Source organism: Bacillus sp. LB7 (assembly GCF_030449715.1).
GTDB lineage: Bacteria > Bacillota > Bacilli > Bacillales > Bacillaceae > Bacillus > Bacillus paralicheniformis.
Map to the genome: position 1 here is coordinate 1 of NZ_JASGCA010000016.1, position 13,682 is coordinate 13,682.

Sequence of the window (13,682 nt, forward strand, 5' to 3'; positions counted from 1 at the left end):
TCCAAAAACTAGATTTCACTCACATTTTAACAAAAAAAGCTTGTCGATCAAGCCACTTTTTATGGCTTTGTCGACAATCTGAAAAGACCGGATGCTTCCGGTCTTTTTTTCGTCTATATAAAAAACAAGCGCATGAGGTCTCTCATGCGCTTGATCTTTGTTATTTATTTGATAAAGCTTTTTTCAAGACGGCCAGGTTTTCTTTCATGATGGTGGTATAATCTTTGCCGCTTTCAATGTCTTCTTTTGTTACAGATTCAAGGTTTTTCATTGTCAGGCTTTCGGCTCCTATTTCTTTTTTGATGATCTCGGAGATTTTGCTGCTGACATTGCTTTCAAAAATGACGTATTTAATATTATGTTCTTTCGCTGTTTTAACAATGTTTTCAAGCTGCTTTTGTGAAGGTTCCTCAGTAGGCGAAAGGCCGAGAACGCTTATTTGTTTAATGCCGTAGCGTTTTTCCCAGTAGCCGTAGGCGGCATGTGAGACGAGAATTTCTTTTTTATCCGCTTTGTCGACGGTCTGTTTAAAGTCTTTGTCAAGCTGCTCCAAATCTTTTTTTAGAGATTCATAGTTTTTCGTAAACGTTTTTTCGTGTTCCGGTTCTAATTTTACGAGTTCGTCTTTAATGTTTTCGGCCATTTTTGCAGAAAGGACAGGATCGAGCCATACGTGCGGGTCATGATCTCCGTGGTCGTGATGATCGTGGCCTTCGGCTTCTCCGTGTTCATGTTCTTCTTCATGAGCATGCTCATCGTGTTCGCCTTCCTCTTCACGTGACAGAAGGTCAATGCCCTCTCCGGCTTTGACGATTTTGACGTCGCTGTTTTTTAATGTGTTTACAGCTTTGTCTGCGAATCCTTCTACACCGACTCCAGAGTAAATAAAGGCATCCGAGTCGGAAATTTCCGCCATCGTTTTTGAGCTAGGCTCGTAAGTGTGCGCTTCAACGTTTGGCGGGTAAACACTTTTGACGTTCACATATTCTCCGCCGATTTTTTTGGTGAAGTCTTCAAGCGGATAAATGGTTGTATAGATATCCAGCGTGTCTTTATTTTCTTTTTGTTCACCGGAAGTGCTGTTGCTTGAACAACCGGCTGCTAATCCGGCAGCAAGAATGAATGCAGATGCTAATCCGAATGTTTTTTTCATGGTATTTCTCCTCTCAATGTAAAACTGTAATGGTTCCGATTTAATGGTCCTGTATCATTGTATCGTAATAATTACGATTTGAAAAGAGGAAATGATAGTTAAATATACTCAGGGAGTGAATCATGGAAAGCCGACCAGTCTGAATTCATTTCTTCATCTGTAAGAAGGGTCTGATCCAGGGAGTGGATCACGTCTTCCTGATTCATGTCGATGCCGATAAAAACGATTTCCGTTTTCCGGTCTCCGTATGTTTCATCCCAGTTCGTCTTTAAATGGGGATCCTCTTCAAACGCGAGCTTTTGTTCTTCCTCGGGAGACGCTGCAATCCAGGGGCCTGCGCTTTGGATCATCAGAGAAGAGCCCGACTGGGACAGAAGGCCTGCTGTGTCATTTCGAGAAGCAAGCCAGAAGAAGCCTTTTGCTCTGATAATATGAGGCGGCCAGTTTTCAAGCCAGCGCTTCAGTCTTTCAGGATGGAAAGGTCTTTGTTTTTGATAGACGAAGGAAGAAATTCCGAATTCCTCTGTTTCAGGTGTGTGCTCTTCATTCAGCTCTTTGATCCACCCCGCTGACTGACTTGCTTTTTCAAAATCGAACGATTTCGTATTCATGATGGCCGAAAGCGGCACTTTTGCGAATGTCGTAGAAAGGATTCTGCAGTCCGGATTCAGTTTTCTAAGGGACCAGAAAAGCTTTTCTTGCTCTTCTTTATTGAGTAAATCAATTTTATTCAAAATGAGGACATCGGCAAATTCGATTTGCTCAATTAAAAGGTCGGCCACTTCCCGGCTGTCTGTTTCATCTGCCGCCTGTTTCCGTTCCAAAAGGCTCTCGCCCGAAGCGAAGTCCTCAAAAAAACGGCTCCCGTCGACGACGGTGACCATTGTATCAAGTCTGCAATATTTGCCTAAATCAATATCCAGCTCCTCGTCTTTGTAAGTAAAGGTTTGGGCAACGGGAATAGGCTCGCTGATACCGGAAGATTCGATGAGAATATAATCGATTCCGCCGTTCTCCGCCAGCTTTTGGACTTCGATGAGCAGATCGTCTCTCAGCGTACAGCAAATGCAGCCGTTCTGCATTTCGACAAGCTTTTCATCCGTGCGGATAAGATCCCCTTTTTTCACCAGGGAGCCGTCGATATTTATTTCACTCATGTCATTGACGATCACGGCGATTTTCATGCCGTGCGCTTCATGGAGGGCATGCTGCAGCAGCGTCGTTTTCCCGGACCCGAGATAGCCGCTTAAAACAGTGACAGGAATCAGGTGTTGCGTCATGTTTTTCACTTCCTTTAAAACGTAATTATTTCGATTTATACAAAGGGAATCTTACTTGACTTATGAAAAAAATACAAGAAATATGTTATATTTAGATATAAAAAGCGTTGAGAAAGGAAATGAGCCATGAAACTTTTGGACAACATTCTACAGTTCAATCACCAGTTTGTTGAGCGGCAGGACTATCAAAAATACCAAACAAGCAAGTTTCCCGATAAGAGAATGGTGATTCTGTCTTGCATGGACACAAGGCTTGTCGAGCTGCTTCCTCATGCCATGAATATGCGGAACGGGGACGTGAAGATCGTTAAGAGCGCGGGTGCACTCGTGGCTCATCCTTTCGGGAGTATTATGCGGAGCATTCTCGTTGCGGTATACGAACTGAACGCTGATGAAGTATGCGTGATCGGCCACCATGACTGCGGAATGAGCAAGCTGAGCTGCGACAGCTTTTTGGATAAAGTCGTTAAGCGAGGCATTCCAAAAGAACGGATTGAGACGCTTGAGTACTCCGGCGTCGATTTTGAACAATGGCTGAAAAGCTTTGATTCTGTAGAGGAGAGCGTCAGGGACAGTGTAAGCGTGATTAGAAACCATCCGTTGATGCCGGAGGAAGTACCTGTTCACGGACTTGTCATCGATCCGGAAACAGGCAGACTGGATCTTATTGTCAACGGATATCCGGAAGAGCGTTAATCCTTTTGCTTTTTTTCAGGAACGGGATCTATTCCGCCGGGATGGAACGGATGGCATTTCAGAATCCGCTTAATGGTGAGCCATCCGCCTTTAAATGCCCCGTGCTTTTCGATCGCTTCACGGCCGTAATTGGAGCATGTCGGATAAAAACGGCAGGTCGGCGGAAGAGCCGGTGATATCCATTTTTGATAAAAGCGGATGAGCAGCAGGAATAAGGTTTTCATGTTTTTCGCACCTTTTTTGTTTTGACCTTATTATAATATAAGCAAAAAACGCATAAAAAGGAAAAGCATTGACCTAAAAACTTATCGGTAAAGTATGATATAATACAAAAAGACCGATTAGAGGGGAGAGAGGAACCATGCCTTCAGTTGAAAGTTTTGAACTTGACCATAATGCAGTAAAAGCGCCTTACGTCAGACACTGCGGTGTCCATAAAGTGGGATCGGACGGCGTCGTCAACAAGTTTGACATCCGTTTTTGCCAGCCGAATAAACAGGCGATGAAACCTGATACGATTCATACTTTGGAGCATCTTCTTGCATTTACGATCCGCACATATGCGGAAAAATATGACCACTTTGATATTATCGACATTTCGCCCATGGGCTGCCAAACAGGTTATTACCTGGTGGTGAGCGGTGAACCGAAAGTGGAAGAAATCGTTGATTTGCTTGAGGATACGTTCAAAGAAGCCGTTGAAGTGACTGAAATTCCGGCGGCTAACGAAAAACAGTGCGGCCAGGCAAAGCTTCACGATCTAGAGGGGGCAAAGCGCATGATGCGTTTTTGGCTTTCGCAAAATAAAGAAGATCTGCTCAAAGTGTTTGGATAAAACGTTTGAAATAAACCGGCTCAGAAGAGAGCCGGTTTTCATTTTTTGTTCACAAAGAAAATAATGCCATATATCCCTGAACTTTGCTACACTTTATATTGTAATACATATCATAGAAGAAGGGTGATAGGATGCGTTTGGGAAAATGGTTCATTCTTTTATGTTTAGCAGTCGGCCTTTCCGCCTGCAGCCAGGGGGACAAGCAGGCGGCATCAGATGAGGAGCCCAAAGTGCTGACGGCCAAACTGGCGGCTCCTGAAGCGGCGGCCAAAAATGAAAAGGCTGTCATAAAAGCGACCGTGCGCTATGGGGACGAGCCTGTTGCAGATGCCGATGAGGTGGAGTTTGAATGCTGGAAGGCCGGGAGCAAGGAAAATAGCGAGCTCATCAAAGCGAAGAATGAAGGAAAAGGCGTATACAGCATTGAAAAAGCGTTTCCTGAAGACGGCCATTACAAAGTTCAAGTCCATGTCACGGCGAAAAAACAGCACACAATGCCGGTTGCAGACATTAAAGTAGGAAAAGCAACGGATGTGACTGATGAAAATGAAAAAGAAGAAGCCCATCATCACTGATGGGGCTGTTCTTCTTCCCGCGACGGAAGGGGATCGACTTCATGCTTGTAGTCATAAGCTTTTGATGTTGTGACAAGCGATACGGCCAGAACGGCGCCGGTAATCAGAATTCCTACAATAATCCAAAAGAGGATCATCACTTACCTCCGAATAGCTTTTTCCAACAGTTTACCATATCAGGCAAAGAAAATCATGATAAAGAGTAAAAGAAATGTTTCCTGCACAAGCTAAACGGGTAAATCAAAAGTAAACGAAAAGGAGGACGACCTTATGTCTGAAAAATTGAAAGCAACCGTCAACAAACAAGTCGCGAACTGGACCGTTCTATATGTGAAGCTACATAATTATCATTGGTATGTGAAAGGGAAAGATTTCTTTACGCTGCATGAAAAATTTGAGGAACTTTACACAGAAGCGGCAGAGCATATCGATGATTTGGCTGAACGCCTTTTGGCTATACAGGGTTCCCCGGTCGGAACGATGAAGGAATGCCTGGAAATGTCCGCGATTAAAGAAGCGGACGGAAGCGAGTCTTCTGAACAAATGGTGCAAAATATTTATAATGACTTTTTAACGGTGGCTGAGGAGCTGAAAAGCGGAATGGAGCTTGCCGATGAAGTCAATGATGAAACGACGGGAGATATGCTGCTCGCGATTCATCAATCGATCGAAAAACACAACTGGATGCTGAAAGCCTACTTAGGGTAAGGAAAAGCTCGGGCAATGCCTGAGCTTTTTTTATATTTTCGTTCTTTTTAAAGCCTTTTTTAGAAATTGTCAAACAATTCATCCAAGCCTTTCAAAGTCTTTTTTCATAGGATAAGCTATGAAAAGTCTTTTTTGAAAGGATGTTGAAGCATATGTTTAAGGACTTAAGCATCTTTTCGCTCTTTACAATCGGTTTATCAGCCATCGGATTTTTGTTTGGCCGAATCGAATATTTATTTATGATCTTAATAACGCTCATGGGAATTGAATTTGTCAGCAAAAGCTTGAACGAATGTGTGGAAGATCGATTTACAATGAAGAGGCTGTTTACAAGGCTGGCGAAAAAATTGGTGACGCTCTTTCTTATATCCGTTGCCCACCTTTTTGATCAGATGCTGCAAACAGGCAGTTCGATCCGCGATTTTTCTATCATGTTTTATATTTTATATGAAGCGTTTCAAATCATAAGCACGGCTCATTCGTTAGGAATCCCCGTGCCGCAGATGTTATTGGATATTTTAAATACCATAAAGGAAAAACTCCGGGGGAAGCCGTAACATTTTAACACAACTGGTCATACTAACACGAAAAAGGATGATTGGCTTTGGAAAAAAGGACATACTATGTTTCGGTGCAAGATGGAATGATTTCACAGAGCTCAGACGCTTCCCCGTGGGAATTTCAAATCTCAGCGACAGATGATGACATCATTATATTAAGGGAGTATTTTGATCAGCTGTATTCAGAAGACTGGATTAACTTTTTCAGAGCTCACGTGCCGGCAGTCGAATACCATTATGACAGTGCAAATGACAAAATGGACGAACTGCGCAAAGACATTTACTCAATGCTTTACCGTCTCGGCAATGAAGAAACCAAGTCGTTTATCAGTGAAAACGGCCTTGCGGAACTCAATTCAGCAGATTAAACGAAGCACCCGCAAGCACGGAGTTACCCAGCCTTGCCGCCTTCTCACTCAGGAATGGACAATGAAGTTCCCGAGGGAACGATAAAATTACTGAGCTGAACTGGACAAAAACTCTACCGAAAGAACCAATATATGATATGATGAGTGGAAGAAGCAAGGAAACGGATAAGAGGGATTAGGATGTACGAATTTAAAGATTTTTACCGTAATACGGTTCAGCTTTCTTTTGAAAAGGAACCTTTTTCAAAAGAACCAAAGCATGTATGGGTGATCTGCCGTTACGAAGATCAATGGCTGTTGACAAATCATAAAGACAGGGGCCGTGAATTCCCAGGCGGCAAAGTCGAACCAAGCGAAAATGCAGAGGAAGCGGCTTTGCGGGAAGTGAAGGAAGAAACAGGCGCTGTCGTAAGAAAGCTGACCTATCTCGGACAATATAAAGTTCTTGGCAGAGAGAAAGTGATCGTCAAAAATATTTATTTTGCCGATATCGAAAAGATCGAAAAACAGCAGACATACTATGAGACAAATGGCCCTGTTTTGCTGAAGAGCCTCCCGAAAGATATCGCTAAAAACAGAAATTACAGTTTTATAATGAAAGATTCCGTCCTGACGATCAGTCTAGAAAAGCTGAAAAAGGCCGGCATCATCAAATAAAAAGCCCTGCATTTGCAGGGTTTTTTCATGTTATACTCTGCCTTTCATCCACTTTCTTTCCAACAGCTCGACACCTTGATACATCATCGTTGCGAAGACGGCGATGATCAGGAGGCTCAGCATGACAAGGTTGAAATTAAAGACTTGAAAGCCGTAGATGATCATATAGCCGAGGCCTTGAGCCGACACTAAAAATTCTCCTACGATGACACCGACCCAGCTCAAACCGACGTTGACCTTCAGTGTAGATATGACCGTCGGAATGGAAGCGGGCAGAATGACTTCTTTGAAAATCTCGCGTTTTGTTGCACCGAACGTCTTCATGACTTTTAAATAGTTTTCATCGATTTCTTGAAAGGACGTGTAGACGACGATTGTCGTAATGATAACGCTGATGATGGCGCCCATTGCAATAATACTCGTCAAGCTGGGGCCGATCGCCACGATGAGAATGGGGCCCAGCGCCACTTTCGGCATCGCATTTAAGACGACAAGATACGGATCCAATATTTTGGAGAGCCTCGGGAACCACCATAAGAGGGCGGCCAGAAAAGTTCCAAGCAATGTTCCGGCCAGAAAGCCGAGGATGGTTTCAAATACGGTGACACCGATATGCCCCGGCAATGATCCGTCTCCCATCTTTTCGAGGAAAAGCGCCCAGACGGCTGAAGGAGAGCTGAAGATCAGCGGATCGATCCATGCCAGACGGCTTGCGGTTTCCCACAGCGAAAAGAAAACGATGAAAATCGCGATTTGATAAAAGCGGACCCGCCTTTTTTCGGCCTGCTGCTCCTTTAAAAAATCCTCATGAAGGAAGTCAATTTTTGATTTCAGATGTTTGTTATTCAAGGTCATTGAGCTCCTTCCATATGTTCTGAAAGAGGGGCTGAAATTCCGGTTCCTGCCTCGCTTCAAACGGTGTCAGCTTCCTGATCGGTTCAGGAACGGCAAATGTTTGATGGATGGTGCCCGGCTGTTTTGAAAATAGGAATATCCGATCGCTCATCGCGATCGCTTCACCGATATCATGGGTCACGAGCACCGCTGTTTTTTGATACGTCTTTAACGTGTTGAACACCAAATCTTCGAGGTTCAGTTTTGTCTGATAGTCAAGGGCTGAAAAAGGTTCATCAAGCAGGAGGATATCGGGGTCGACAGCGAGTGTGCGGGCAAGCGCCGCCCTTTGTCTCATACCGCCTGAGAGCTCTTTTGGATACTTTTTTTCAACATCGTAAAGCCCGAATTTTTTCAGCAGGCCGAGAGCGGTCTCCTTGGTTTCCGGTCCGAATTCTTTGGAAATATGCAAACCGATTAAGACGTTTTCCTCAATGGTTTTCCAGGGAAATAAATAATCCTGCTGGAGCATATAACCGATGTGCCGATCCTCTTCGTCAGGCGTGCGTCCTTCCACCAAGACGCTTCCTTCCGTGGGGGAAACGATGCCGGCGATGATCGATAAAAGTGTTGTTTTGCCGCATCCGCTTGGGCCGAGAAACGAAACAAATTCGCCTTTTTCGACTTCAATGCTGATGTTTTCCAGCGCTGCTGTTTTTTCCTTTAATGAAAAGTAAGTATGTGTGACATCCTGAACTTGCAAAAAAGACACTGCGGCCACCTCCTAGTGATTTTTTGTGACCTTTTCGGCGATCTTTGTATTGACCAGCTCTTGATGCGGGGTGCGCTTCGGCAGCTCGCCTGCTTCATCCATGATGGTTTGAAGCTGGTTCCATTCTTTTTCATCCAAAACAGGCTCAAGGGCAAAAGACCGTTGTTGTTTATACCGTTCGATTGAAGATTCAATGATTGAAAGCTCGGTATCTTTAAAATAGTCTTGAATGCTTTCGGCTGCTTCTTTTGCAGAGTGCGTCTCTACCCACTGCTGCGCTTTATAAACCGCGCGGGTGAACTTTTCGACCGCTTCTTCGTTTTTCGTTAAGTAGCTTTGTTTGGCCATAAAAGTGGTATATGGAATTCGGCCCGATTCTTTTCCGAAGGAGGCGACAATGCGGCCGATGCCTTCTCTTTCAAAAATGGAGGCCTGGGGTTCAAATAATTGAACATAATCGCCTGTACCAGATGCAAAGCTGTTTGCGATATTCGCGAAATCAATCGTTTGGATCAGGTCCACATCTTTTTTGGGATCGATGCCTTTCTGTTTGAGGACAAATTCGCCCGCCATCTGCGGCATTCCGCCTTTGCGCTGGCCAAGGAACGTTTTGTTTTTCAAATCATTCCAGCTGAAATGCCCCGAATCGTTCCTGGAGACGAGGAATGTTCCGTCCGTTTGGGTAAGCTGTGCAAAATTAATCACCGTATCGCTTGCGCCCTGGGCATTCACGTATATTGACGTTTCCGAGCCGACAAGCGCAATATCGGCGCCGTTTGACAGAAGGGCAGTCATCGTTTTATCTCCGCCCCAGGTCGTTTTCAGTTCAACTTCAAGGCCTTCTTCTTTAAACAAACCTTCAGACATGGCGATATATAAAGGCGTATAGAAAACAGAACGGGTTACTTCCGCCAGACGGATCTTTTCGGGCTTTTGACCGCCGCATGAAGCGAGGATAAACAGCATCATAATGAAGGATAATATGGTAAAAAAGAAACGCTTCAAACCGATTTCCCTCCTTTGATTTCGGTTATTTTCGGCATAAAATAGTTTATGTTATATACTAAACAGGTGTGAGGGGCAGCTGCGGATTAAAAGAGGTGACGTGACGAATGTGGTTAGAAAAAAGAAGGTTTCCATCGCCAAACAAAAAGGTGCGTCTGTTTTCCGTCACATACCTTTCGCAAGGACTCAAGGTTAAGGGGCTCTTGGCGGAACCGGCCGCTCCCGGACATTATGACGGATTTTTGTATTTGCGTGGGGGAATTAAAAACGTCGGGATGGTCAGACCGGGTCGAATCGTCCAGTTCGCTTCACAGGGCTTTGTCGTTCTTGCTCCGTTTTACAGAGGCAATCAAGGAGGAGAAGGCGATGAAGACTTTGCGGGTGATGACCGGGAAGATGCTTTTGCCGCTTTTCGTCTTCTTCAGAAGCACGAGCTGGTAAAAGACGGACGCGTACACATTTTTGGCTTTTCCCGCGGCGGGATCATGGGGATCTTAACGGCAATCGAAATGAAAGAAGCGGCCGCTTCGTTTGTGTCTTGGGGCGGTGTCAGCGATATGGTCATGACCTATCGCGAACGCAAAGATTTGCGGCGGATGATGAAGCGGGTCATCGGCGGGACGCCTGAAAAGGTTCCTGAAGCGTACGAATGGAGGACGCCTTTTGATGAGCTGGAGAAGATTGAAGCGCCCGTGCTTTTGATCCACGGAGCAAACGATGAAAATGTCTCCATCGGGCATGCGCGGCGTCTAGAACGCGAACTCCTGCAAAGAAACAAGTCTGTGGATACGTGGTATTTCAGTCGATATACTCACTATTTTCCTCCGCGGGAAAACAGGCGGATTGTAAGAGAATTGTCTCAATGGATGAAAAGCCGGCCTTGGACAAGTTATGGTAAACTAAAGGAAAAGAGAAAAGGAGGGGGACTTTAGGTGGGAATGCCAGTTGAATTTAACACGATGATTGTGACTAAAGGAAAAGAAACACGGGTTGAGGAAAATGTGTTTACACTTGAGAAAGAAGGTTATCGGGTTTACCCTCTTCATGTGCCGCTTGAAGTCAGAAAGACTAAGCGGGGCGACATTACCGGCACCGCGCAGGCGGAGCGCCTTGAATGGTCAGACGGACGGACTCATTTAACATACAGGCTCGTATCATTAAATTCGACGAATTAAAAAAAGCCAAGGCGCGGATAGCGTCCTTGGCTTTTCTGTATTATGCAGGCACATCTTCCTCTTTTCCGATTCCTTTTTTGGAAGTCAGCCTGTGAATCAGCATGGTGAGAGCGCCGTCTCCTGTCACGTTCGTTGCTGTACCCAAGCTGTCCTGAGCAAGGTAAAGTGCGATCATCAATGATACGCTGGTTTCATTAAAGCCGAGCATCGACTGCAGCAGTCCGGCCGCGGCCATGACGGCACCCCCCGGGGCACCGGGCGCTGCGACCATTGTGACGCCAAGCATTAAAATGAACGGCATCATGATCGAAAAAGTCGGCGTTTGACTGTTTAGAATCATCACGCCCATTGCACAGCTCGTCAGTGTAATCGTGCTACCTGACAAATGAATATTGGCCAGGAGCGGAACGGCGAAGTCAGCCACTTTTTGGCTTGCGCCCGTTTTTCTGACTTGTCTCAACGTGACGGGAATCGTTGCCGCTGACGATTGTGTGCCGAGCGCGGTGAAGTATGCCGGCGCCACGATTTTCAACAGCGACAGCGGATTTCTGCCGTTTGCAGCGCCCGCAACGGAGTACTGAATCAAAAGGATGACGAGGTGAAGCACGATAATCATCACGAAAACTTTTGCAAATACGGATAAAATCGTCTGCACCTGACCGCCGAACGTCATATTGGTGAAAATACCGAAAATATGAACAGGCAGTAACGGAATAATAATATATGATATCAGCTTTTCAACGATCGTTTGAAATTCATCAAACGCGTTTTTCAATGTTTTTCCGGGCAGATAAGCGATTCCGATTCCCATGATGAAAGCGAAAATCAGTGCGCTCATCACGCTCATAAACGGCGTCATTTCAATGGTGAAAAATCCTGCTTGCAAAACTTCTTCCGGATTTTTAAATTCCTGCAGCTGATGGCCGGAAATGATCGCGGGGAGAAGATTTGATCCGACAAGGTACGCCAGGAGGCCGGCAAAAATGGTTGACGTGTAGGCGATACCTGCTGTAATGCCAAGGATTTTTCCGGCGCCGCGGCCGATTTGTCCGATGCCGGGAATAATAAAAGCGATAATAATAAAAGGAATGACGAATTTAATGAAGTTTCCAAAAATATCATTGAAAGTAGCGGCAGCTTTGACAAACCAAAGCGGAGCAAAGCTTCCGACGATAACACCAAGAACAATTGCCGTAATAATTCTCGGCAGTAATCCAAATTTCATAGATGTGTCCTCCTGATATATACAAATGTTTTTATCATATTATCATATGAAAGATTTCTTTTGTTAAAAATAAAAAAAGTCTGTATTTTCAAATAATAGAAATCGGGAATTGGAAGCGTTTCATCACAGGCGGTACTTGATTGTCATCTTGATCATTGCCCAGAAAATGGCATCGATCACTGGCAGGCGAAGCGGATTTTTAATAAACTGCAGCAGCGCAGAATACCTGCGCTGCTGCAAGCGGGCTGAGTTAAACGAGCGGTCCTCCGGCTTTTTCGATGCTTTCGGTATTAGAGAATTTTTTGAAATTCTTTTTGAATGCATTCGCCAAGTGGATCGCTTTTTCCTCGTATTCGTTTTCATCTGTCCAAGTTTTAGCCGGGTCAAGCACTTGATCAGGCACACCCGGAACATGGACCGGTGAATGAAGTCCGAAAATGCGGTCGGTCTTCATTTCGGCGTTATCCAGTTCTCCTTCTATCGCAGCCTGAACCATCGCTCTCGTATAAGCGAGGCTCATTCTTTCCCCTGTTCCGTATCCGCCGCCGGTCCAGCCTGTATTGACGAGAAAGACGCTGACGCCGTGCTCATCGATTTTTCTTCCGAGCATTTCAGCGTACACATGTGCCGGGAGCGGAAGGAACGGGGAACCGAAGCAGGTCGAGAAGGTGGCTTCAGGAGCGGTGATCCCGCGTTCGGTGCCGGCGAGCTTGCTTGTATATCCGCTCAGGAAATGATACATGGCTTGTTCTTTCGTTAACTTGCTGATCGGGGGAAGCACACCGAAAGCATCTGCCGTCAGAAATACAATGGTCTGCGGGTGTGCTGCGATGCTCGGCTTGACGATGTTGTCAATCGCGTCAATCGGGTAAGCCGCTCTCGTGTTTTCCGTATAGAATGCGTCGGAATAGTCCGGCTCTCCGGTTTTGTCGTCAACCACGACATTTTCGAGAACGGAACCGAAGCGGATCGCATTGTAAATCTGCGGTTCTTTTTCTTTGCTTAAGTTAATGCACTTGGCGTAGCAGCCTCCTTCAATGTTGAAAACGCCTGTGCTGGACCAGCCGTGTTCGTCGTCACCGATCAGCTTCCGCTTCGGATCGGCGGAAAGCGTCGTTTTGCCTGTGCCTGACAATCCGAAGAAGAGAGCTGTTCCGCCTTCCTCGCCAATGTTTGCCGAACAGTGCATCGGTAAAATGTTTTGTTCAGGAAGAAGATAATTCATAATAGAAAAAATCGATTTTTTCATTTCTCCGGCATATTCGGTGCCCCCGATTAAAATCGTACGCTTCTCAAACGACACGATAATAAACGTTTCAGATCTGGTTCCGTCAATGAGCGGGTCTGCTTTGAAATGCGGAGCGGAAAGAATCGTAAACGGCTGTTCTTCAGGTTTTTTATCATGTTCTTCAGGTCTGATGAACAACTGTCTTGCAAACAGGTTGTGCCAGGCGAACTCGTTAACAACTGTAATCGGAAGCCGGTATTTTTCGTCTGCTCCTGCAAACCCTTCAAATACATACAATTCATCGCGTTCCTTTAAATAGCTGAGCACTTTTGTGTACAGCCGGTCAAAGGCGGCTTCTGAAATCGGCTGGTTCACTGCACCCCAATCGATTTTGTCCTTTGTGCTCGCTTCTTCCACAATGAACTTGTCTTTTGGCGAGCGGCCGGTGTATGTACCGGTTGTAGCCCGCACGGCTCCGGAAGATGTTAAGACTCCTTCTTTGCGTTCAAGGACTTTTTCAACTAAAAGGGGAACGGATAAGTTCAGCTGAACGTTTTCGCCCGTTAATAACGTTTGTAAGTCAGTTGTTAAATCTACAGAATTCATAAAAA

Annotated in this window: 18 protein-coding genes; 9 read left to right on the forward strand and 9 right to left on the reverse strand. The window is 45.3% G+C overall.

Translation table 11 applies throughout. The annotated features are described in order from the left end of the window. Positions 1-160 precede the first annotated feature (160 nt). A complete protein-coding gene (locus QMZ64_RS17740) occupies positions 161-1,153 on the reverse strand; it encodes a metal ABC transporter solute-binding protein, Zn/Mn family (protein WP_265625861.1) in 993 nt (330 codons plus the stop codon). 98 nt (positions 1,154-1,251) lie between these two features. After that, positions 1,252-2,433, reverse strand: coding sequence for a GTP-binding protein (locus QMZ64_RS17745; RefSeq protein WP_265625862.1), 1,182 nt, complete (start codon positions 2,431-2,433; stop codon positions 1,252-1,254). A gap of 126 nt (positions 2,434-2,559) precedes the next feature. Here QMZ64_RS17745 and QMZ64_RS17750 point away from each other — a divergent pair, with 126 nt between their 5' ends. After that, on the forward strand, positions 2,560-3,129 hold the full coding sequence (locus tag QMZ64_RS17750; protein WP_243944377.1) for a beta-class carbonic anhydrase: 570 nt from the start codon (positions 2,560-2,562) through the stop codon (positions 3,127-3,129). Here the strand turns inward: QMZ64_RS17750 and yidD are convergent. Then, a complete protein-coding gene (gene yidD, locus QMZ64_RS17755) occupies positions 3,126-3,353 on the reverse strand; it encodes a membrane protein insertion efficiency factor YidD (RefSeq protein WP_075751863.1) in 228 nt (75 codons plus the stop codon). The two genes, QMZ64_RS17750 and yidD, sit on opposite strands and share 4 nt — an antisense overlap. A 137-nt stretch (positions 3,354-3,490) precedes the next feature. On the opposite strand from yidD, the gene QMZ64_RS17760 reads away from it, so the two are divergent. Together QMZ64_RS17760 and QMZ64_RS17765 are read left to right on the forward strand one after the other, a co-directional pair. Further along, complete coding sequence (locus QMZ64_RS17760; protein WP_020452682.1) at positions 3,491-3,964, forward strand: S-ribosylhomocysteine lyase; 474 nt, start codon at positions 3,491-3,493, stop codon at positions 3,962-3,964. 131 nt (positions 3,965-4,095) lie between these two features. Further along, entirely contained in the window at positions 4,096-4,539 is a 444-nt protein-coding gene (locus QMZ64_RS17765; protein ID WP_065643699.1) for a FixH family protein, read from the forward strand. Here the strand turns inward: QMZ64_RS17765 and ytzI are convergent. Further along, positions 4,533-4,676, reverse strand: a complete 144-nt coding sequence (gene ytzI / locus QMZ64_RS17770; RefSeq protein ID WP_020452680.1) for a YtzI protein — start codon at positions 4,674-4,676, stop codon at positions 4,533-4,535. The two genes, QMZ64_RS17765 and ytzI, sit on opposite strands and share 7 nt — an antisense overlap. A gap of 133 nt (positions 4,677-4,809) precedes the next feature. On the opposite strand from ytzI, the gene QMZ64_RS17775 reads away from it, so the two are divergent. The 4 genes from QMZ64_RS17775 (at position 4,810) to ytkD (ending at position 6,832) form a co-directional block, all read left to right on the forward strand. Beyond that, entirely contained in the window at positions 4,810-5,247 is a 438-nt protein-coding gene (locus QMZ64_RS17775) for a Dps family protein (protein ID WP_043926293.1), read from the forward strand. A 152-nt stretch (positions 5,248-5,399) separates the two neighbouring features. Beyond that, positions 5,400-5,804, forward strand: coding sequence for a phage holin family protein (locus QMZ64_RS17780; protein WP_020452679.1), 405 nt, complete (start codon positions 5,400-5,402; stop codon positions 5,802-5,804). Positions 5,805-5,851: 47 nt separating this feature from the next. Continuing rightward, entirely contained in the window at positions 5,852-6,175 is a 324-nt protein-coding gene (locus QMZ64_RS17785) for a hypothetical protein (protein ID WP_020452678.1), read from the forward strand. Positions 6,176-6,355: 180 nt separating this feature from the next. Beyond that, positions 6,356-6,832: an RNA deprotection pyrophosphohydrolase gene (ytkD, locus tag QMZ64_RS17790; protein ID WP_020452677.1), complete on the forward strand. Its 477-nt coding sequence runs from the start codon at positions 6,356-6,358 to the stop codon at positions 6,830-6,832. A gap of 30 nt (positions 6,833-6,862) precedes the next feature. On the opposite strand, the gene QMZ64_RS17795 is transcribed toward ytkD, so the two are convergent. Genes QMZ64_RS17795 through QMZ64_RS17805 form a run of 3 tightly spaced genes read right to left on the reverse strand, consistent with a single transcriptional unit; the run spans position 6,863 to position 9,407 of the window. Continuing rightward, the gene (locus QMZ64_RS17795; RefSeq protein WP_265625863.1) at positions 6,863-7,687 is read right to left on the reverse strand and encodes an ABC transporter permease; all 825 of its coding nucleotides are present in this window, start codon (positions 7,685-7,687) and stop codon (positions 6,863-6,865) included. Then, entirely contained in the window at positions 7,674-8,438 is a 765-nt protein-coding gene (locus QMZ64_RS17800) for an ABC transporter ATP-binding protein (protein WP_265625864.1), read from the reverse strand. The genes QMZ64_RS17795 and QMZ64_RS17800 overlap by 14 nt, the downstream gene beginning before the upstream one ends. Positions 8,439-8,450: 12 nt before the next feature. Continuing rightward, complete coding sequence (locus QMZ64_RS17805; protein WP_265627907.1) at positions 8,451-9,407, reverse strand: ABC transporter substrate-binding protein; 957 nt, start codon at positions 9,405-9,407, stop codon at positions 8,451-8,453. A gap of 143 nt (positions 9,408-9,550) precedes the next feature. On the opposite strand from QMZ64_RS17805, the gene QMZ64_RS17810 reads away from it, so the two are divergent. Both QMZ64_RS17810 and QMZ64_RS17815 read left to right on the forward strand, forming a co-directional pair. Then, positions 9,551-10,375, forward strand: coding sequence for an alpha/beta hydrolase family protein (locus tag QMZ64_RS17810; protein ID WP_265625865.1), 825 nt, complete (start codon positions 9,551-9,553; stop codon positions 10,373-10,375). Then, entirely contained in the window at positions 10,376-10,618 is a 243-nt protein-coding gene (locus QMZ64_RS17815; RefSeq protein ID WP_009329422.1) for a DUF2584 domain-containing protein, read from the forward strand. It begins immediately after the preceding gene. Between the two features lie 40 nt (positions 10,619-10,658). Here the strand turns inward: QMZ64_RS17815 and QMZ64_RS17820 are convergent, their stop codons facing one another. Together QMZ64_RS17820 and pckA are read right to left on the reverse strand one after the other, a co-directional pair. Beyond that, positions 10,659-11,843 carry a dicarboxylate/amino acid:cation symporter gene (locus QMZ64_RS17820; protein ID WP_265625866.1) on the reverse strand — a complete coding sequence of 395 codons (1,185 nt, stop codon included), beginning with the start codon at positions 11,841-11,843 and terminating at the stop codon, positions 10,659-10,661. Between the two features lie 250 nt (positions 11,844-12,093). Continuing rightward, a complete protein-coding gene (pckA, locus tag QMZ64_RS17825) occupies positions 12,094-13,677 on the reverse strand; it encodes a phosphoenolpyruvate carboxykinase (ATP) (RefSeq protein ID WP_265625867.1) in 1,584 nt (527 codons plus the stop codon). Positions 13,678-13,682 lie beyond the last annotated feature (5 nt).